Consider the following 20,864-nt stretch of genomic DNA (forward strand, 5'->3'; position numbering starts at 1 on the left):
CGGACAACCCGCCGACCTCGCCGGGAACCGGTGATGCGGCTCTCCGGGGTGGCGATGCCGGTCAACCTGGTCTGGTCCTCGCCGTTCTGCCGCTGGCAGGGTCCGCTCGCCGAGATGTCCAGCCTGGACCTGGCGGTCGACGTGACCGGCCGGGCGCTGACCAGGGGCGGGATGTCGACCTCCGAGATCAGCCAGGTCGCCTTCGGCACCACCGTGCCGCAGCCGGCATCCTTCTACGGAGTCACCACCATCACCCCGCGGCTCGGGCTCGACACCGTCACCGGTCCGACCATCGCCCAGGCCTGCGCCACCTCGGTGGCGGTGGTGCAGGCCGCCGCCGTCCAGGTCGAACTCGGCGCCCATCGCACCGTGCTCGCGCTGGCGGCCGACCGCACCAGCAACGGTCCGCTGCTGGTCTGGTCGGCACAGCACAGCCCGGGCGCGGCACCCCGGACCGAGCACTGGGTGCTGGACCCGATGCGGCACGATCCCAACACCGGTCAGTCCATGCTCGACACCGCCGAGCACGTGGCCGCCGAGGAGGGTTACTCCCGCGCCGAGATCGACGATGTCACGCTGCTGCGCCACGAGCAGTACCGGTCATCCGCCGCCCGACGTCCCGGCCACCTGGTGCAGGTGCACGTGCCCGGCCGGCGCGGCAGCGTGGTGGTCGACGACGACCACGGCGTACACGACACCACGGCCGAGGGGCTCGCCGCGCTCTCCCCCGTCCGGCCGGACGGCGTCGTCACGTACGGGTCGCAGACCCATCCCGGCGACGGCACCGCCGGAGCGGTGCTCAGCACGGTCGACCGGGCCCGCGAACTCAGCGGCGGTACCGGCGTCGCACGACTGCTCGCGGTCGGGTTCGCCCGCACCGACCGAGCCCGGATGCCCAGGGCGCCACTGCCGGCCGCCCGCGCCGCGCTCACCCACGCCGGCCTCGACATCACCGGCATCGACGTGGTGACCACGCACAACCCGTTCGCCGTCAACGACCTCTACTTCGCCCGGCAGACCGGCTTCGCGCTGGACCGGATGAACCCGTACGGCTGCAGCCTGGTCTACGGGCACCCGCAGGGGCCCACCGGCCTGCGCGCGCTCGCCGAACTCGTCGCCGCGCTGCACGACCGGGGCGGCGGACGCGGCCTGTTCACCGGATGCGCGGCCGGGGACACCGCCGGCGCCGTGGTGGTGGAGGTGACCGACTGATGACGTCCTTCGACGAAACCGTCGTCGGCCGCTGGAGCGAACCACGCCCGTTCGACGTCACCCCGGCCGGCCTCGCGGCGTACGCCGACGCCGTCGGCGGACCCTCCCCGGTCTACGCCGTCGTCCCCGCCATGGACCTGGTCTTCATGGTCGCCGGTACCACCGCCGCCACCGAGCTGCGCGCCAGGGTCGTGCACGGCCAGCAGGACATCTTCTTCCACCGCCGGCTGCCGGTCGGCGAGACGGTCACCGTCCGCGCCGCCGTGCTCGGGCTGCACGGCAAGCGCAGCGGAACGATCGCCACCATCGGGGTGCGGACGTACGACGCCCACGGCGCGCTCCTGAACGAGCAGTACGTCACCGAGTTCTACCGCGGCATACCGACCGACCTGCGACTGGGTACACCCTCCCCCACCCTGCCGGCGGATGCGCCCAGCGGCCCGCCACTGCGCACCGCGACCACACCCCTGCCGCTCGACCTGCCGCGTCGCTACGCCGACGCCTCCGGCGACCGCAACCCGATCCACCTCGACGACGACTTCGCCCGCACCGTCGGGCTGCCCGGCGTCATCGTGCACGGTTTGGCCAGCCTCGCCGTCGCCAGTCACACCGTGCTCGCCGGCGGGGCCGACCCGGCGCGACTGAGCTGCCGCTTCACCCGGCCGGTGGCGCCCGGCGACACCCTCACCACCCGGGTCTGGGCAGACGGTCACGGATACCGGTTCGAGAGCGTGGACCAGGCCGGCGCCGTGGTGCTCGGCGCCGGCCTGGTCGAACTCACCCGAACCTGCGTCACCTGACAGTGGGCGTTGCCGTCGACACTGAACCTTTTTCAACCTGAACCGCGCGGCGCTCACGCACCGCGTCCGACCTTGCGGTCCGCCGGACCGCAAGGGGAGGTTGAAAAAGGTTCACTATTTGCGCCGTCATTGACTGCACGCCGCGCCGTTGAGCGTGAACTGGGTCGGCGCCTGGTTGGCGCCGCTGTAGGTGCCCTGGACGCCGAACGTGACGCTCGCCCCGATCCCGATCGCGGCGTTGTACGCCGTCACCTGCGCGCCGGACTGGCTGACCGTGGCGTTCCAGGCGTTCGTCACCTGCTGGTTGCCCGGCCAGTTCCACTGAACGGTCCAGCCGTTGACGGCGGTGGTCGAAGTGTTGGCGACCGTCACGCTGGCGGTGAAGCCGCCGGTCCAACTGTTGGCCGTATAGCCGACTCGGCAGGCACCTGCGGACGGCGGCGGGGTGGTCGTCGGCGGCACGCTCGGCGAGGTCGTGGGCGTACCGGTGGTCGGGTTCGGGGTCGGTGATCCGCCGTCGAGGCCGAAGAACTGCACCGCCGCCTGTGCCATGCCACTCATCGGCAGGCTGTGGCCGGCGCCGTTGACACTGATCGCCTCGAGCAGCGTGACACCCCCGCTGGTCCAACGCCGCCGGTTCCAGTTCGCCTGGGGCGTGTCCGTGGAGGTCGGTGTGAGACTCAGGCCGTGCACGTTGGTCCACTGGTCGACCGCCTCCTGGAGCAGTTGGAACGGCACGAGCGTGTCGTTGGTGCCGTGCCACAACTGGATACGCGGGCGGGCACCGCTGTAGCCGGGATAGGCCTGGCGCACGGCGTCGCCCCACTGCTGCGGCGTCCGGTCCATCCGCCCGTTGACGCACTGGCTGTTCTGGGGCGGGAAGTCGGCCGCGTTGGCGAAGCAGTTGAACGGCACCCCCATGAACGCCGCGCCCGCCTTGAAGACGTCCGGGTAGAGCGCGAGCATGGCGTTGGTCATCATGCCGCCGGACGAACTACCCGTGGCGTAGACCCGGTTCGGGTCACCGCCGTACTGCCGCTGGACGTACGTCACCATGGACATGATCGACACCGGATCGCTCCCGCCGCCCCGGCGCTTGGACGCCGCCGACCAGACGTCGAAGCAGTTGCCGAAGCCCGCCTGCTGGGTCGCGGTCGGATAGATCACGACGAACCCGTACCGATCGGCCTGCGAGGCGAACTCGCTGCCGGAGTAGAAGCCCGGACCCGACCCGCCGCAGCCGTGCATCGCCACCACGATCGCCGGGTTGGTGGGACGGGAGTCCGGAACGTAGACGTGCATCCGCATGCCGCCCGGGTTGTCGCCGAAGCCGGTCACCTCGACCAGGGACGCCGCCGTGGCCGGTGGAGCGAGCACGATCCCGGCGGTCGCCGCGAGCGCGGTGGAAGCCAACGCGACGAGTGCCACCCGGAGCCGGCGCCCGATCACTCCATTGATAGTCATCATTGCAGCAAGCTAGCAACTTGGCTGACGGTCGTCAATAAAATGTCTTAGAGTGGCACCCGACCGACGCCGCGGTGGCCACCCTCGGCGAGCCGGCAGGTCCCGGAACTCAGCGGCCCGCATCATTGAAAGCCTCCGGCCGGCCCGCTGCGGCAAGGAAGCCCCGGCCAGCAGCAGGCCGGCAACACCGATCGCCGCTGCGAGCCGGGCGATGGCGTGGTGGGCGAGGGTACGCCGATCTCCGCCGAGTCCGGATCTCCGCACGGAGTCGAGCGATCGTCAGGATCGCGTAGTCGGTGCCGGTCGCGACGACGAACGCGACCACCCCTCCACGAAACAGCACAAGCACCCCACCGGCGCCGCGGTCGGGGAAGCCGGGACACCCAATCCCGCTGTCGTCCCACATGGCGAGCCGTCCGAGCCAGCGCCGGACCGGCCCGGTGGCCGCCCGGGCGGGCGGATCCACACCGGCAAAGAGCCAGCCTGCGATCCGGAACGCTCGGACAGCTTCGCCGCGCTCGCGCGGGCCGGCGAGCACGCCCCGGCCGGGGTCGCCCCAAATTCAACGCTTAACATTTCCATTGACGACCGTCACACCCACTCCTATATTGGCACTGATAGTTGTCGATGGATGCGGAGGTGGGCTCGGGTCGGTGCAGGCCGACCCCCTTCGCGCAGGAGGGGGGCCGGGGAGGTCACGCGCCGCCGGCTCGCGGCCACCGAAGCGGTCAGCCGAGTGCGGCCGCGTAACCGCAGCGATCGACACGCCGCCGATGTCGGCCCGCGCTGACCCGGTCTGCCGAAGTGCCGGGCGCCGCGGTGAGATTGCAACCTGGAGGAGGAAAGGTGACTGAGCGAGCAACTCGCCGAGGTCGTGCGACGATCCTGTCGCTGTCGGGCGCCGCGGCCGCCGCGGCCGTCGCGGTGCTGTTAGCGGCCGCGATGCCGTCGGGTGCAGCCGCGCCGAGAGAGGCGGGGGCAACCACGCTGGACACCGGCGTCGGCGTCTTCGCGTCCACCGCCGGATGCGGTCGGACACCAACACTGACCAGCGGCACGCATTCCATACAGAGCGGCGGGAAGACTCGTAGCTTCGTCCTGAGGATCCCCGACAACTACGACAACAGCCGCCCCTACCGACTGGTATTCGGATTCCACTGGTTGGGCGGCAACGCCAACTCCGTCGTGAGCCAGAGCTACTACGGGCTCCTGCCGCTGTCGAACAACAGCACGATCTTCGTCGCCCCCGAAGGCCTCAACAACGGCTGGGCCAACTCCGGCGGTGAGGACGTGACCTTCACCGACAACATGATCCAGACGATCGGAAATGCTCTCTGTGTCGACACGGCACAGTTGTTCTCCCTGGGGTTCAGCTACGGCGGCGGGATGAGCTACGCGCTGGCGTGTGCCCGGGCAGACGTCTTCCGCGCGGTCGCGATCTACGCGGGTGGCGTGATCAGTGGATGCAACGGCGGCACCCAGCCCATCGCCTACCTTCAGGCGCACGGGCTCAGTGACAACGTACTCAGCATCTCCGGCGGACGAGCGATGCGCGACAGGTTCGTCAGGAACAACGGCTGCACCGCGGCAAGCCCGCCCGAGCCGGCACAGGGCAGCGGCAGGCACACCGAATTCCACTACTCGGGATGCTCGGCCGGACACCCGGTTGCCTGGTACGCGTTCGACGGAGGCCACACCCCCACACCGCAGGACGCCGGCTCCAACGCGCCCTGGCTCCCCCAGGAGACCTGGACGTTCTTCACCCAGTTCCAGAGCACGCCGACGCCGGGCCCGAGCACGCCGACGCCGGGCCCGAGCACCCCGACGCCGGGCCCGACGACACCGCCGCCCTCCACCGGCGCCTGCCGAGTCACCAGCACCGTGAACGCGTGGAACACGGGCCTGACCGAGAGCATCACCATCACCAACACCAGCACCACCGCGATCAACGGCTGGTCTCTCGTCTTCGCCCTGCCGAGCGGGCAGACCATCACCTCAAGCTGGAACGCCAGCTACTCACCGGCCTCCGGACAGGTGACGGCCAGGAACGTCTCCTACAACGCCGCCATCGCAGCCAACGCATCGGTCAGCATCGGCTTCCAGGCCACCCACACCGGCAACACCTCCAGGCCAACCTCATTCACCCTCAACGGCGCGGCCTGCGCCCTCGCCTGACCGTCAGCGGAGACCTGGGGGTGGAGCCCGACCGGGCCCCACCCCCAGACCCTTTCGCCGGAGCTCCGCGGATCTGAGAGCCGGTCTCCGGAGGCTTTCCGGCCCGCCCAGCGGCGGTCGGCGAATGGTAGCCGTGGGCCGGGCGCTGACGGCCCGGCCCGGACCGGCTCGCGGCGCACGAACTCACGCGGTGCCTTGCCCCGCTCGTCGTCGCCGACTGCACACACCTGCGTACGCTCCACCTCGGGGCGTCGCTCGCCGTGCCGCTAGTGGTGCCCGTCCTGCCGCACGGGATCGTGCCGGCCGTCCGCGACCGGCTGTCTCAAGTGAGCGCCGCCGCAGGGTAACGCCCGGGTGGGGTGGCAGCGATCCCGCGTCGGACGACCCTCCGGTCGACGGATCCGTGCGGCGAATGGTTGCGGGGTGCCCGGACTCGCGCGCGGTAACGATCATGGGGTGGTGAGGTCGAATCGGCGTACGGTGACGGAGCCGCCGAGTGCCTGGGTAGCGTGGTTGAAGATGCCGAAGCGGTAGCCCATGAAGAACTGCCAGGCGTTGTTGAGGGTGAAGGCCGGCCCGAGGCTGGTGAAGCTGGTGCCGTTGGTGCTGTAGGAGAAGCGGGCCTGTCGACCGCTGCCGGGTCGGATGTCGGCGTTGACGCGTAGCCAGATCCGGCCGCCGGAGACGGTGGCGGACGCGCGTTCGGTGCCGGTGCCGGTGGTGTTCCAACTGCTGTCCATGGTGAGGCCGTCGGTCATCACCACCCGGGTGGTGCCGTTGTCGCGTTTGACGCCGATCCAGGCTGACTGGTCCCGGAGCATGGCCAGGCCGGTTCGGTCGCCGTCGCGCATGGTGGAGTAGTCCAGCTCGATGGTGGCGGTCGAGGATGGTCCCTGGATGCGGTGGGTCAGGGTGTTACGGGCGCTGTAGAGGTCGTTGGTGACGGTGGCGGTCTGTAGGCGCAGGCCGCTGTTGAGCGACCAGCGGGTGTTGTCGGGGACGTGGTTCCACTCGTACTGCGGCCCGAGGGTCGTACCGGTGAAGGTGTCGGAACCGGTGAGGGGTTTGACCTGCCGGGTGGGCAGCGGGTTGGGGTAGCTGACGCCCCAGCCGCCGTTGACGGTCTGGATGCTGGGCCAGCCGTCACCGCTCCAGGTGATCGGGGCGAGAGCGGGGACCCGGCCGCCGGGGTAGGCGTCGACAAAGCTCATGTAGTACCAGGCGCCGTTCTGGGTCTGGACGAGGCCGCCCTGGTGGGGCACGCCGCCACCGGCGATCGGACCTGGCATGTCGAGCAGCACCTGGCGCATCTCGTACGGGCCCCATGGGTTGTCGGCCTTGAGGACGTATTGACCATTGGCGGGGCGGGTGAGCCAGATGTAGTAGCTGCCGTTGCGCTTGTAGAACCGGGCGCCTTCCAGGGTGCCGACGCTCGACGGGGTCTGGAACACCTGCTGCGCGCGGACCTGGGACAGACCGTCAGCGGAGAGCTGCGCGACGCTGATCGCGCCGTTGCCGTACGCGACGTACATGGTGTCGTTGTCGTCGACGAGCAGGCCGGCGTCGTAGTAACAGTTGTTGATCCGGGAGCGCTTCGTCCAGGGACCCTCCGCCGTGCTGGCGGTGTAGACGTAGGTACGGTTGAACTCGGTACAGCCGATCCAGTAGAAGGTGTTGTTGCTGCGCCGGTGGCCAAGGGTGGAGGCCCAGATGCCCCGCACGTACGCCCGTCCGCCGGTCAGGCTGTAGGCGTTGTTCTCGAACTCGGCCAGGCTCGGCACCGAGTGGCCGGCGAACTCCCAGTTCACCAGGTCGTAGGAACGCAGGATCGGCGCGCCCGGGGAGTAGTGCATGGTCGAGGCCGTCATGTAGTAGACGTCGTTCACCCGGATGACCTCGACATCGGCGAAGTCCTGCCACACCACCGGGTTCGCGTACGAGCCGCCGGGCGGCGGTGTGGTGGGGTTGCCGCCGCCGTTGACACGGACCAACTGCCACTGCTGGTTGGCGCCGTTCCAGTCGTCGTACTGCACCACGTTTCCGCCATCGGCGGTCGAGGCGTTCTGCACCTCCACCACCCGGTTACTGTTCCGGTTGACCAACCGCACGTAACCGCCATCGGAGTCAGCCAACCGGAACTGCTGGTTGGTCCCGTTGTGATCGGCCCACTGCACAATGCTGGCACCGTTCGCGGTGGAGGAGTTGTACACGTCCAGGACCTTGCCCGAGTGCCGCGACTTCAACCGGTAGTAACCACCACCAGAGTCCACGAACTGCCACTGCTGCTGGTTACCGTCATTCCGCGCCCACTGCGTGATCCGCGCACCGTCGCCGGTGCCCAGGTTGTACACGTCCAATGCCTTGCCACTGTTCCGGTTGACCAACACGTACCAGGCACTGGTGTCCACCGTCGCCGCAGCAGCCGGCACCGAACCCACCGCCACGGCACCACCGCCCACCAGCACCGCCACCGCCGCCACGGCGACAACCCGCGGCGACCACCCTAACCGCGGCGGCGCAGGCCGCGAGAACCGGCCGAAAATACCCATGATTTTCCTCCAATTGGCGATACTCGGGCCGACGCCGACCGGCGGGTGCACCGCGGCGCGCGAGAGCGACCCGCTCGCACCGTCTGATTTAGAACGCTCACAGGGTGTCCGGATGCCCTGACGCAGCACCCGGAGCTACGACGAGGTGGCTCGCCCGGTGAGCCACCTTCACGTCACCCTTCGCCCATCGACTGTGAGCGATAACATCGCTCGCCGTCAAGTTGTAGCGGCGCCGCAAAATCGGTACAGCCAGGCCATCGCTCCCTCCTGCGGTTGCCGCCGTCGACTATCGCCCCCCGACGACGAACGTTCCCTGGGCTCCCGGGCGCAGGGTGGATACGGCGACCAGACCGCACATGGGGCGCACTTATACGTTTCTGCCCGGATTTCGGCTCTATGTCGTACCGGCAACAGCACGCTTGCGGCGCGCCACCGGAGGATGTATGTTACCGCTCACATCGACGTCTGCGTATGACATCAGACGTCTGCCCGTCCTCTACCGGTAACGACCTCGGTCTGAGCGGTCCAGACGGCACCGCCGGATCGCCGGCCGCCCGACCACGCCTAGCGCTTCCGTCACCACCGCCGGGCCGGGGGCATCTGCCGCCCGGCCCGGCTCACCGCCCGCCTCGACCGACCAATGGCCGCCGTCCCACCCGGCCCGCCACTCCGCGCTACAGGAGAACCACCATGCCGTTACCCCCCATGAGCCGGCGCCTGCTGTTGCAGGCTGCCGGTGCCGCCACCGTCGCGACAGCCGCCGGTGCCACCACAGCCGCCGCGCCGGCACTCGCTGGTGCTCCGGCAGCCGCCGCACTCCCCCCGGTCCGGCCGGACATCGGCGTCTCCGCGTACCCGTTCGAGCTGGGTCAGGTGCGGCTGACCAACAGCCGATGGCTGGACAACCAGAACAGGACGATGAGCTACCTGCGTTTCGTCAACGTCGACCGGCTGCTCTACAACTTCCGGGCCAACCACCGGTTGTCCACCAACGGCGCCGCCTCGAACGGCGGCTGGGACGCACCGTCGTTCCCCTTCCGCACGCACATGCAGGGGCACTTCCTGACCGCCTGGGCGCAGGCGTACGCCGTGCTCGGCGACACCACCTGCCGGGACAAGGCCAACTACATGGTGGCCGAACTCGCCAAGTGTCAGGCCAACAACGGCGCCGCCGGCTTCAACACCGGTTACCTCTCCGGTTTCCCGGAGGCCGACTTCACCGCCCTCGAGGCGCGCACGTTGAGCAACGGCAACGTGCCGTACTACGTCATCCACAAGACCCTGGCCGGCCTGCTCGACGTGTGGCGGCACCTCGGCAACAACCAGGCCCGCGACGTGCTCCTGGCGCTCGCCGGCTGGGTCGACTGGCGCACCGGCCGGCTGACCTCCAGCCAGATGCAGAACATGCTCGGCACCGAGTTCGGCGGGATGAACGCCGTACTCACCGACATCTACCAGCAGACCGGCGACAGCCGTTGGCTGACCGCGGCGCAACGGTTCGACCACGCTGCCGTTTTCAACCCGTTGGCGGCCAACTCCGACCAGCTCAACGGGCTGCACGCCAACACGCAGGTCCCGAAGTGGGTGGGCGCCGCCCGGGAGTACAAGGCCACCGGTACCACCCGCTACCGGGACATCGCCGGCAACGCCTGGAACATCTGCGTCGGCGCGCACACGTACGCGATCGGCGGAAACAGCCAGGCCGAGCACTTCCGCCCGCCGAACGCCATCGCCGGGTACCTCCGGCAGGACACCTGCGAGCACTGCAACACCTACAACATGCTCAAGCTGACCCGGGAGCTGTGGCTGCTGGACCCCAACCGGGCGGCGTACTTCGACTTCTACGAGCGCGCCCTGCTCAACCACATCATCGGGGCGCAGAACCCGGCCGACGGCCACGGACACATCACCTACTTCACCCCGCTCAACCCGGGCGGTCGACGCGGCGTGGGTCCGGCGTGGGGCGGCGGCACCTGGAGCACCGACTACAACTCCTTCTGGTGCTGCCAGGGCACCGGCATCGAGGTCAACACGGCGCTGATGGACTCCGTCTACTTCTACAACGGCACCACGCTGTCCGTGAACCTGTTCATGCCATCGGTGCTCAACTGGACCCAGCGCGGTATCACCGTGACCCAGACCACCGGCTACCCCGTCAGCGACACCAGCACCCTCACCCTGTCCGGCACGATGAGCGGTTCGTGGAGCATCCGGGTACGGATCCCGGCCTGGACCACCGGCGCGACGATCAGTGTCAACGGCACGGTGCAGAGCATCGCCACCACCCCGGGAAGCTACGCCACCGTCACCCGCACCTGGGCCGCGGGTGACACCATCACCGTCCGCCTGCCCATGCGGGTCATCATGCAGGCCGCCAACGACAACCCGAACGTCGCCGCGGTCACCTACGGCCCGGTCGTGCTCTCCGGGAACTACGGCAACACCGCCCTGGGCGCCTTGCCGGCACTCGCCGTCTCGTCGGTCACCCGGACCAGCGGCACTTCGCTGGCCTTCACCGCCACCGCGAACGGCGGCACGGTCAACCTGGGTCCCTTCTACGACGCCCACGGGCACAACTACACGGTTTATTGGAGCACCAACGGCGGCGACCCCGCTGCTGTCAGTCACCGGCTGGTTAACGCCGGCACGGGCCTGGTCCTCGGCATCCAGGACATGTCCACCGCCGACGGCGGACTCGCCGTGCAGTGGGGCGACACCGGCACCGCCGACCACAACTGGGTGGTCGTCACCGAGGGCAGCGCCATCAAGCTACGCAACGCCAACAGCGGCAAGGTCCTCGGTGTGCAGGACATGTCGACCGCCGACAACGCCCGCGTCCTGCAATGGTCCGACAGCGGTACCGCGGACCACCTGTGGACGCTCCTGGATCAGGGCGACGGAACCTACAAGATCCGCAACGTGCACAGCGGCAAGCTGCTCGGCATCCTCAACGGCTCCACGGACTGGGGAGCGCAAGCCGTGCAGGACCCCGACAACGGCAGCGCCGACAACCGCTGGCGGCTCGTCCGCAACACCTGAACATCCGCGACGGCCGGGCACCCGGCAGTGACCCGGATGGCGGTCGATCTCGTCGTTGACCGGCAGCGGCTTCGCGGACTCAGGTGTGCTGACTACCTCCGCATGCCGCGGACAACGACACCGATCAGCGTGTCCGCGGCGTAGTAGCCGGCATTCCTCGAGTCGTAGCTGGCGTCGGCGTTGTCGCCGAGGACGATCAAGCGGCCGGGTGGTACGACCCGGTCGGGCACGGGTACCCCGGCGGGTACGGGATCCCCCGGTACGGCCACGGCACGCTTGATGATCAGCAGTTCGCCTGGTGGATCGCGTCGCGCCGCGGCCGACCGGGCGGGACGCCGTGGCAGGTCGCGGTCGGCGAGGACGACGACATCGCCCCGGCGGACCGTGGCCAGTCGTACCCGCCGCACCAGCAGCCGGTCGCCCTCGGTGTACGTGGGTACCATGCTTCGTCCGGCCACTGTGGTGACGAGAAAGGTGTGGCGTAGCCACCACCCCGCCACCCCACCGGTTGCGGCCGCCACGACCACGGCGCTGACCACCGCCCGCGTCATCATCGGATCTCCTCGACCGCCGTTGCGCCGTAGCCACTGGCCTGGGTACGGAACAGTTGCGCGTACCGGCCGTCGAGGGCCATCAGTTCGTCGTGGCTGCCCTGCTCGGCGACCAGGCCGCCGTCGAGCACGACGATGACGTCCGCGTCCCGAACCGTGCCCAGCCGGTGCGAGATGAGCAGGCTGGTGCGGCCAGCACGATGCGTCCGGAGACGCTGGTGGATCTCGTGTTCGGCCTTTGCGTCCAGGCCCGCGCTCGGTTCGTCGAGGATCAGCAGGTCCCGCGTGTCACGCATGAACGTCCGGGCCAAGGCCAGGCGCTGCCACTGGCCGCCGGACAGCACTACACCAGTTTCCGCGTCGTCCTTCTCCTCCTCGAGGTAGAAGATGCGGCTGAGCAGCGTGTCGTAGCCCCGCGGCAGTGCGGCCAGATTGGTGTGGATGCCAGCTACGCCGGCTGCCTCCTCGACCCGCCGCCGGTCGGTTACCGCGTCGATGTCACCGACCCCGATATTCTCGGCGGCGCTCAGGTCGTACGACACGAAGTCCTGGAACAACACGCCCATCCGGCGCCGAAGCTGCGCCGGATGCAGTTCACGGATGTCGACACCGTCCCAGAGGATCGCGCCGTGGTCCGGGTCGTAGAACCGGCACAACAGCTTGACCAGGGTACTCTTGCCCGCGCCGTTGAGCCCGACCAGCGCGACCGCCTGGCCCTGGGAGATGGTCAGGCTGACGCCCTGCAGGATCCACGGATGGTCCTCGTGGTAGCGGAACCACACGTCCCGCACCTCGATGCCCTGCCGCAACGGCGGGAGATGTGCCGATCGGCGTGCGGGTGGCAGGTCGTCACCGAGGCGGCGTACGGCGGAGTGGTGGCTGACCATCAGCAGCGCCTGGTGCCCGCTGGCGATGCCGCTGACCAGGCCCATGAGCGATCCCTGGATACCCCCGACCGCCACCACGAATGCCGTCACGTCGCCCAACGTCAGCCGGCCGGTGGTGGCGCTGTGCACCGCCCAGACCAGGCCGAGCCCGGAGACCACCGCGCTCAGCAGCGCCAGCAGTGACTGGGTACGCAGCACCTTGCGGTCGAGCCGCCGTTCCCCGTCCTGCACCTCGCGCAGTCCTCGCAGCAGCCGACCTTTGAAGAAGTCACCAAGGCCGAACAGGCGGATCTCCTGTGCGGCCCCGACGTCGGTAATCAACTGGCTGTAGAAGGCCTGCCGCCGCATCGCCGGTGACAGGCCCAGGTACATCCCGACCCGCTGCCTGGCCAGCGAGATCTCCGCCAGCAGCGCTGGCACCGCCGCGACCACCACGACCGCGGTCATCACCGGGCTGAGGATGTACAGCGCGCCGAGCAGACTGACCAGCGTGATCACGTCCCGGCCGATGCCGAGCAGGCCGGACGTGAGCGGGCTGAGCGCCGGACCGGTCGCCTCGGTCGCCATTCGCAGCCGGTCGAGGAACCGAGGGTCCTCGAACCTGGACAACCCCTGGAAGGAGTTCACCGCGGTGTACAGCTGGTCCTGCATCAGGCGGTCCATCCGCCGCTGCTGCTCACCCTGCAGGTAGCTGGTCAGCTGCGGCAGTACCGCTGCGACCAGACCGGCCCCCGCCAGGCCCACTCCGGCGCCGACGGCCGCCTCGACCCGACCGGCTGCCAGCCCATCCACCACAAGTTTGGTCAGCCACACCGTGGTCGCCGGCAGCAGGCCGCTGGCCACGGTCGTCACCACCTGCGACACGGTCAACCACGGACCGGCCCGCCACGCCGTCCGCCACACCCCCGCCAGCTCGTGGAGCGGGCGCCGCGGGCTGTCCGGCTCTGCCGCCGACATCTCGGGAGCTGACACCGTCAGGACGTGGCCGCCGCTTGCGCCACCACGCCGCGGACCGTGGCATCCGCACCGGCGATGACGCCGCCCGCATCGACCCGTAGAAACGTCGGGAACCCCCGTACCCCGAACGCCTGGGACACCGTGAAAGCGTCCGGTTCGACGACCACCGTCGCCTTGCCGCTCAGCGAGGTGGCCAGCTCAACGGCTTCCGGACCGGAGTCGGTGATGACCGCGACCGCGGCAGTGGCGTCGTCGCCCTGCTCGGCCAACCACGTGGCGAATACGGGTGCCTGTTCGTGGCACGGCGCGCACCCGGCGGAGAAGAATCCCACCAACCCCGGTCGGCCCATCAGGCTGTCCCGGGTGACCGGTGTACCGTCGATCGCGGTCGCCGCAAAGGCCGGCACCGGCGTACCCACCAGCTCTTCCGGCGCGGGCATTCCGGGCGGTAGGGCACCGGACAGTCGGCTCAACTCAGCGGTCTGCTCGCGCAGCCGACGCAGTATCCCGAACGTCAACAGCAGGTTCACCATGCACAACGCCCCAAGCAGGACGACGGCGGCGATGACGAAGGGCATGGTCATTTCCTCCGAGTATTTCCGGGATGGTACGTGGGGCGGAACAACGCCACCAGGTCATCGAGCCGCAATATGAAAGGCAACACCGCCGCGGCCACGGTGAGCGCCACGGCGATGCCGGCGGGATGCCGGCTGCCGTCCGTCGTCGCGGTCGTCGCCACCAGGCCGACCAGGCACACGACAACCAACAGCAGGTTGCGCACCACGTGCGGGACGCCGAGTGGAGTCTCCGATGCGCCGAAACACCGGCACGGGGACCGCTGGCCGCGCCTCATCGCCAGCACGACCGCGACCGAGAACGCCGCCAGGAGCGCTGCCGCCAGTGCCAAGCCCGTCGGTGCCGTCGCCGGAATCACCACCAGCACCGTCACGGCAGCCTCGGCAATCACCGTACCGGCCGCGGCCGCTGCCACACCGCGTCGCGGCCGGCCCAACAACTCGCCAGCCGACGCGACAAAACTCGAATACGCCACTGGACCGCGAAGCTTGCTGATCAGCGAGCACAAGAAGACGCCGAAGACCAGGGCACGGCAGGCCACTGCCACATACGTCACCGGCCGCCTCCCGCCACGCCCTGGTCCCCCGCTCCGGACAGCGCCGGTCCTAACAGCCCTCTGTCGAGAAGATGGTCCATGAGGTGCAGCTCATGGGTCGACTCGGCCCGTAGTAGCAGCACCGCCGGCTCCAGCGGTACCGCACGTTGTTGAGGGTCATACACCTGTACTCGGTCCAGCAGTCGATGGCGTGGGCATCGGCGCGAGGCACCACAACCTCAAGCAGCCGGTCAGCTACCGCCTGCATCCGTCGGACGACACTCCCCATGTTCGCTCCTGATCCATACACAGTCGTGATCTTGGCGAGGAGGGACGGTACACCACACCGCGTCCGATCAACAGTGACCCACGCCTCCACACCCGCCTCCCTGGTCCTCGTCGCCTGCCACCGGACCGGCGCCTGCCTGGTCCGGCTGGCCACCCTGGTGACAGAACGGGGTAACCTCGGATTTCCGCGGATTCGTTGGGTTGTCGGCCCATTGGCGATGGGATGGGATGGGCGGGTCCCACAGTTCGTCAGCGAGCGTCGCGGTGATCATCCGGTATGCGACACGAACAGGATCTTGCACCGCCCCTGCGGGTCCGGGATCGGCTTTCGTCCTGGATGCCGTGGGTCGCGTTCGGACTCGGGCAGCAACGGCCCGATGCGCTGCCACAGCTCGTCCGGCACGATCCACGGCGGCTGTTCAGCACGCCTCAGGACGGAAGATCGCAGATCGGCATCCGCAAGAGATGGAACACCCATAGATCACCTTGTCAGAAACTCTAGCTGGACGGTGCTCTTGCGTTTCGACCTTCTTGGCCCGCTGACCGTCTCCCGTGACGGTCGGCCGGTTCCGCTGGGCTCGGTGAAGCAGCGTCTACTGCTGGCGGCCCTCCTGTTGCGGCCCAACGAAGTTGTCGGCACCGATGAGCTGGCCGCAGTGTTGTGGGACGACAACCCACCCCCGTCAGCGGCGGCTAACCTGCGTACCTACGTGCGGGGGTTGCGGCAATCGCTGGGTGGCGGCGAGTCCTGGGAGGGGATTTCCGCCGCGGCCGGTGGCTACCGGGCCCGGGTGGGGCCCGACGAGCGGGATCTGGACCGGTTCGACGCCGCTGCGTCCCGTGGCCGGGACGCTCTCGCCGCCGGAGACGCGGCCCGGGCCGAGGCCGAGCTCGCCGCCGCCGTCGGCATGTGGCGTGGGGCGGCGCTGTCCGATCTGCCGCTGGGGCCACTGCTGGCCCGGCGGGTCGGGCAGTTGGAGGAGCGGCGAATGGTCGCCGAGGAGGACTACGCCGAGGCGATGTTGGCGCTCGGCTCGGCGGCCGAGGTGGTCCACCGGCTACGTGCCCTTCTCGACCGGCAACCGTTGCGGCAACGGGCGTGGGGTCAGCTGATGCTCGGCCTGTACCGCATCGGCGACGTGGCCGGCGCGTTGGACGCCTTCCGGCAGGCCCGGCAGGTACTGGCCGACCAGACCGGTCTCGACCCGGCGCCGCAGCTGACCCAGTTGCACGACGACATCCTGCACCACCGCCCGAGCCTGGCTGCGGGACCGGCGACCGGTCCGGACAGGCCGGTACGCGACGTCGCACTGTCGGACCCGCTCGGCGGACGCCCCGAGCAACTGCCTCTCGCGGTGCCGGGATTCGTCGGCCGCAGCGCCGAACTCGCCAGCCTCGACGCACTCCTCGACGAGGGGGCGCAAGGGCGGACGACGGTGGTCATCTCCGCGGTGTCCGGCATGGCCGGGGTCGGTAAGACCGCCCTGGCGCTGCACTGGGCACACCGGGTGGCCGGGCACTTCCCCGACGGCCAGCTCTACGTGAACCTTCGCGGGTACGACGAAGCCGACGTGGTGCCCCCGGCCGACGCCCTGCTCGGCCTCCTTGAGGCGCTCGGTGTGCCCCAGGCCAAGATTCCGTCGAGCGTGGAGACCCGCACCGGGCTCTACCGTGGCCTGCTGTCCTCTCGCCGGATGCTCGTGGTGCTCGACAATGCACGGGACTCTGCCCAGGTACGCCCCCTGCTGCCCGGTGCCGGCGGTTGTGTGGTCGTGGTCACCAGCCGCGACCGACTCAGCGGCCTGGTCGCCGCGGAGGGCGCCGCACCCCTGACGCTGGACGTACTCACCACCGAGGAGTCGATGAGCCTGCTGGCCGGCCGGCTCGGCTCCCACCGACTCGCCGCCGAACCTGCCGCGGTCGCCGGCATCATCGCCGCCACCGGTCGACTTCCACTCGCCCTGTCGATGGTGGCGGCCCGCGTCGCCACGCACCCCTCGTTCCCCCTCGATGCCTTCGCCGCCGAGCTGCATTCGGCCGAAGCGAGACTGGACGCCCTGGCCGACGGGGATGCTCGGCGTGTCTTCTCGTGGTCGTACCTGGCTCTGAGCCGGGACGCGGCACGACTGTTCAGATTGCTGGGGCTGCATCCCGGCCCCGACCTGACCCCCGACACCGCCGCCGCACTCGCCGGGACGACCGTGCCGGCCGTCGTTCCGCCGCTGCGTGAGCTGACCCGGCTCCACCTGTTGACAGAACATGTGCCAGGCCGGTACGCCTTCCACGACCTCCTTCGAGGCTACGCGGCCGAGCTTGCGCAGTCGTCGGAACACGCCGACGAACGGCTGGCCGCCCGGCACCGGTTGTACGACAACTATCTACACAACGCCTATCCAGCCGCCTTGCTACTCCAGCCGCAATGGGCGCCCATCGACCCGCTGCCAGCGCTGCCGACTCACCTGAGCAGCCCGGCCACCGATCACGACACCGCGCTCGCCTGGTTCACCGCAGAGCACCGCGTACTGCTCCGCCTGGTCTCCCAGGCCGCCGAGACCGGATTCGACGCGTACGCCTGGCAGATTGCCTGGACGCTGAACGCGTTCCTCGCACCGCTCGGTTTCTGGCAGGACCAACTCGCCGTCCAGGAGGTCGCGCTCGCGGCCGCGGAGAAGATCGACGACGTCGCCGGGCAGGCCGCGGCCAACCGGCTGCTGGCCCGCGCGTTCACTCGACTCGGCCAGCACGACACCGCCGAGTACCGACTGACGCGCGCGCTCGATCTGCACGAACGCCTCGGCGATCCGACCGGCCAGGCCCAGACCCTGCACAACTATTGCGAACTCTGCTACCTGCTCGGCCGGCTGGACGAGGCACTCGCGCATGCCCGCGAAGCGCTCCGGCTCTACCGGCTAGCCGGCAACCGCTCCGGGGAAGCCCGGGCGCTGAACGCGATCGGTTGGTTGTACGCCAGCACGGGCGACTACGCCCGGGCCATCGAGAGCTGCATGGAGGCACTCGCCCAGCAGAAGCGCAGCGGCGACCGCAACGGCCAGGCGGCGACGCTGGACAGTCTCGGCTTCGCGTACGACCGCCTCGGCGATCACGCCCGGGCCCTGAGCTGCTACGAACAGGCGATCCAGCTATTCCGCGACTCCGCAGACCGGTACCACGAGGCCGAGACCCTCATTCGGCTCGGCGAAACGCGGGAAGCGACTGCCGACCTGTCCGGGGCGGCGGCCGCGTGGCGGCGAGCGGCGCAGATCTACGACGATCTGGGTGACCCGGCGGCCGAGGACGCCCGCCGCCGTCTTCAACGCCTGGGCTGATCCTCCGGTCAGCCGTATGCGCGTGTCTCGACGTAGGGTGCGGGAGATCATTCGCGAAGTTGACGTCATCCTCGTGCGGCACGAAGCGGTGCGCCGTACCAGGCCACGTCCAGGGCAACGATCGTCGCCGTGTGCGCCCGGCTCCGGTTGATACTCCCGGACGACGCGTCGTTCCTCGGATCAGGCGATAGCCGCCGCATCGCGCTGGCGGGGGCCCGGCTCGACCGCCCCGGCCACCCGTCGCGCCCACTGCTCCCAGTCGTCGAAATCCAGAAACCGGCCCAGCCGCGCGAGCTGCGCCAGCGGGTCGTCGACGAGGTCCTCGTACGTCATCGTCAACAGGTCCCGCGGCCCGGCATCGGTGATGGCCTGCTCGGCCTCGCTGGTGAGGAACGCGCACAACCTCCGGTAACGCTGGACGTCCCGGCCACGCTCGCTCAGCGTCTCGGCGGTCAATCGGCTCGGCAGGTAGCGCTCCAACTCCTCGGGCACCTGCTGGTCGGCACCGAGGTGGAACGGATCGACCCCGTACTGGCCGAGAAACTCCAGGCTGAGCTGGAGAAGCTGGAAGGAGGAGTGCCGGCTCATCGATCGGGCGGTGTCCTCCCGGTTGCGGGTCAGGTAGACGATCTTCGCGGTGGGGAATTCCTCCAGCAGGTATCGCGCGAGGTGGCTGGAACCGCCCGAACGCTCGACCCAGCGCCGCCGGGCGGCGAGCGAGGTGAGCAGGTCCAGGAACATCTGGTGGTGCCGAGCCAACGGCTGAGCCGGAAACCCGGGCACCAGCTCGGCAAGGATGTCGAACAGCCGGTCCGGGTCGGGCGAGATCTTCGGCAGCGTGGTCGCGAGGATCCGGGGCAGCTCGACGAGGTTGCCGGCCCATCGACCGTCAGTCGGGTAGCACACCTCGGCCGGGCCGAGGCCGATCCGGAACAGAGTGGCGAGCTCCGGTCTGGGGCTGCTCAACCGTGACCAGTATTCGGCTCCGCTGAGTACCCCTCTGTCGCTGGTCCAGGTCTCCACCGACGCGAAGAACTCATGGGCTGAGAGGGTGTCGGACTGCTCGGCGATCAGGTCGGACAGCAGCGTCGACCCGCACCGACCGGTACTGATGATGATCGCCTGGCCGGCGGGCGGTGACTCCATCGAAGCTCCTCCTCTGCGATGCGGATCAGTGAGTGGATCAGTGGGCGGTCGCCGGTGCGGACGGCTGGTCCTGACCGTCATGACCGGAGAGCCCGGTGATGTCCGGCTGGCCGGGTGGCAGGCCGCAGTCCTCGCGTAGCCAGGACAGGACGATGTCGCGTACGGCAGCCGGCTGGTCGACCAGGAGGGAGTGCCGCTGGCCGGGAACGGTGACGAACCGCGCCCGCGGCAACAGCCGTCGGGCCTCGGGGACCAGTCCGACCACGGGCGAGTCGCCGCCGTACACCCACAGCACCGGGCAGCCGATCGCGGCAATCCCCTCCTCCGCCGGTAGCCGGCTGGCCGGCAGGTCGCGTACGAGGCTCGTGGCGGCGAGCACCTCGCGGGCGGTCCTGGCCCGACGGCTGGCGAGTTCCCCACGTTCGGCCCTGATCTCGGCCAGCGCGTGCTCGCGCGGCAGGTACGCGGCGGCGTGGTGAAGCTGCTGGGCCACCCGCTCGAACCACGCCACCGTGGGCGGGGAGGACTCGATCGCGGCGACGGCGGTGACCCGCTCGGGGTGGCGTACCGCGTAGCCGAACGCGATCGTGCCGCCGAAGGAGTTGCCGAACAGGTGGATCGGGCCGGTCACGTCGAGCGCGGCCAGCAAGGCCGTCAGGTCGTCGACGAAGTCGTCCAACGCGTAGCCTTCCGGCGGGCGTTCGGTGTGCCCGTGGCCGCGCAGGTCGTACATGATCACGCGGAGGCCGGCGGCGGCGAGCGGCTGGGCGAGGGTGAGATACCAGCTCGCCAGGGTGTCCGTGGTCAGGCCGTGGATCAACACGGCGGTCGGTGCGGCACCGTGCCAGCCGGCAACCGCCTCGGCCGGGGCGAGTTGCTCCACGTGCACGGAGAGGCCGTTGGCCCGGACCATACTCATGCCGGCACTCCGCTTCGCTCCATGCCGCCAGGAGGCACACACACCCTGAGCCTGAGGATTCGCTCGCCACCCTCGCTCATGCCGGCGTACCCGCTCTGCCCTGGCTGCTGTCCACGGCGCCGACCCGGGTGTCTGCGGTGCCGCTGGCATCCGTCCGGTCGAGCGCGGCGGCGATGTGTTCGACGAGGTGGCCGACCTGTAGTTGCCGGATCGAGTCCAGGTCGAGGCCGGCCACGAGCTTGGCGAGGTTGACCGCGTCGCCGTACCGCCCCTGTAGGCGACCGGCGAGGGAGACGACGTCGATGCTCTCCATCTCCAGGTCGTCCTGGAACCTGGTCGCCATGGTGATCTCACCGTCGACTCCGGCGTCGTCGAGGATCGCGTGCAGCATCTCGGCAACCTCGGCGAGGATGCCGGCCCGGTCCACAGGCATGTGATGT

General features: G+C 69.5%; 14 protein-coding genes. 5 read left to right on the forward strand and 9 right to left on the reverse strand.

What is annotated here, in order from left to right; genetic code table 11:
- The first annotated feature begins 33 nt into the window (after positions 1–33).
- The gene (locus ACQEVC_RS36505; protein WP_432887306.1) at positions 34–1,212 is read left to right on the forward strand and encodes a thiolase family protein; all 1,179 of its coding nucleotides are present in this window, start codon (positions 34–36) and stop codon (positions 1,210–1,212) included.
- Positions 1,212–2,012, forward strand: coding sequence for a MaoC/PaaZ C-terminal domain-containing protein (locus ACQEVC_RS36510; RefSeq protein ID WP_432887309.1), 801 nt, complete (start codon positions 1,212–1,214; stop codon positions 2,010–2,012). Before ACQEVC_RS36505 ends, ACQEVC_RS36510 begins: the two co-directional genes overlap by 1 nt.
- Positions 2,013–2,138: 126 nt before the next feature.
- Here ACQEVC_RS36510 and ACQEVC_RS36515 read toward each other — a convergent pair whose 3' ends face one another.
- Entirely contained in the window at positions 2,139–3,479 is a 1,341-nt protein-coding gene (locus ACQEVC_RS36515) for an extracellular catalytic domain type 1 short-chain-length polyhydroxyalkanoate depolymerase (protein WP_432887311.1), read from the reverse strand.
- Between the two features lie 801 nt (positions 3,480–4,280).
- Here ACQEVC_RS36515 and ACQEVC_RS36520 point away from each other — a divergent pair.
- Positions 4,281–5,651, forward strand: a complete 1,371-nt coding sequence (locus ACQEVC_RS36520; protein WP_432887314.1) for a cellulose binding domain-containing protein — start codon at positions 4,281–4,283, stop codon at positions 5,649–5,651.
- Between the two features lie 449 nt (positions 5,652–6,100).
- Here ACQEVC_RS36520 and ACQEVC_RS36525 read toward each other — a convergent pair whose 3' ends face one another.
- Entirely contained in the window at positions 6,101–8,200 is a 2,100-nt protein-coding gene (locus tag ACQEVC_RS36525) for a family 43 glycosylhydrolase (RefSeq protein ID WP_432887317.1), read from the reverse strand.
- 690 nt (positions 8,201–8,890) lie between these two features.
- On the opposite strand from ACQEVC_RS36525, the gene ACQEVC_RS36530 reads away from it, so the two are divergent.
- Positions 8,891–11,239, forward strand: a complete 2,349-nt coding sequence (locus ACQEVC_RS36530) for a beta-L-arabinofuranosidase domain-containing protein (RefSeq protein WP_432887320.1) — start codon at positions 8,891–8,893, stop codon at positions 11,237–11,239.
- Between the two features lie 92 nt (positions 11,240–11,331).
- Here the strand turns inward: ACQEVC_RS36530 and ACQEVC_RS36535 are convergent, their stop codons facing one another.
- The 4 genes from ACQEVC_RS36535 to ACQEVC_RS36550 are packed head-to-tail and all read right to left on the reverse strand — an operon-like array spanning position 11,332 to position 14,766.
- Entirely contained in the window at positions 11,332–11,793 is a 462-nt protein-coding gene (locus tag ACQEVC_RS36535; protein WP_432887323.1) for a S26 family signal peptidase, read from the reverse strand.
- Entirely contained in the window at positions 11,790–13,634 is a 1,845-nt protein-coding gene (locus tag ACQEVC_RS36540; RefSeq protein ID WP_432887326.1) for an ABC transporter ATP-binding protein, read from the reverse strand. The genes ACQEVC_RS36535 and ACQEVC_RS36540 overlap by 4 nt, the downstream gene beginning before the upstream one ends.
- Positions 13,635–13,651: 17 nt before the next feature.
- Positions 13,652–14,212, reverse strand: a complete 561-nt coding sequence (locus ACQEVC_RS36545; RefSeq protein ID WP_432887329.1) for a TlpA family protein disulfide reductase — start codon at positions 14,210–14,212, stop codon at positions 13,652–13,654.
- A 2-nt stretch (positions 14,213–14,214) separates the two neighbouring features.
- Complete coding sequence (locus ACQEVC_RS36550; protein ID WP_432887332.1) at positions 14,215–14,766, reverse strand: MauE/DoxX family redox-associated membrane protein; 552 nt, start codon at positions 14,764–14,766, stop codon at positions 14,215–14,217.
- An 848-nt stretch (positions 14,767–15,614) separates the two neighbouring features.
- Between ACQEVC_RS36550 and ACQEVC_RS36555 the strand changes: the two genes are divergently transcribed.
- Complete coding sequence (locus ACQEVC_RS36555) at positions 15,615–18,359, forward strand: BTAD domain-containing putative transcriptional regulator (RefSeq protein ID WP_432887335.1); 2,745 nt, start codon at positions 15,615–15,617, stop codon at positions 18,357–18,359.
- A 180-nt stretch (positions 18,360–18,539) separates the two neighbouring features.
- Here ACQEVC_RS36555 and ACQEVC_RS36560 read toward each other — a convergent pair whose 3' ends face one another.
- The 3 genes from ACQEVC_RS36560 to ACQEVC_RS36570 form a co-directional block, all read right to left on the reverse strand.
- Entirely contained in the window at positions 18,540–19,505 is a 966-nt protein-coding gene (locus tag ACQEVC_RS36560; protein ID WP_432887338.1) for a sulfotransferase domain-containing protein, read from the reverse strand.
- 37 nt (positions 19,506–19,542) lie between these two features.
- A complete protein-coding gene (locus ACQEVC_RS36565) occupies positions 19,543–20,424 on the reverse strand; it encodes an alpha/beta fold hydrolase (protein WP_432887341.1) in 882 nt (293 codons plus the stop codon).
- A gap of 76 nt (positions 20,425–20,500) precedes the next feature.
- Positions 20,501–20,857, reverse strand: coding sequence for an acyl carrier protein (locus ACQEVC_RS36570; protein ID WP_432887344.1), 357 nt, complete (start codon positions 20,855–20,857; stop codon positions 20,501–20,503).
- Positions 20,858–20,864: the final 7 nt, after the last annotated feature.

It is taken from the genome of Plantactinospora sp. CA-294935 (assembly GCF_050936445.1).
Lineage (GTDB): Bacteria > Actinomycetota > Actinomycetes > Mycobacteriales > Micromonosporaceae > Plantactinospora.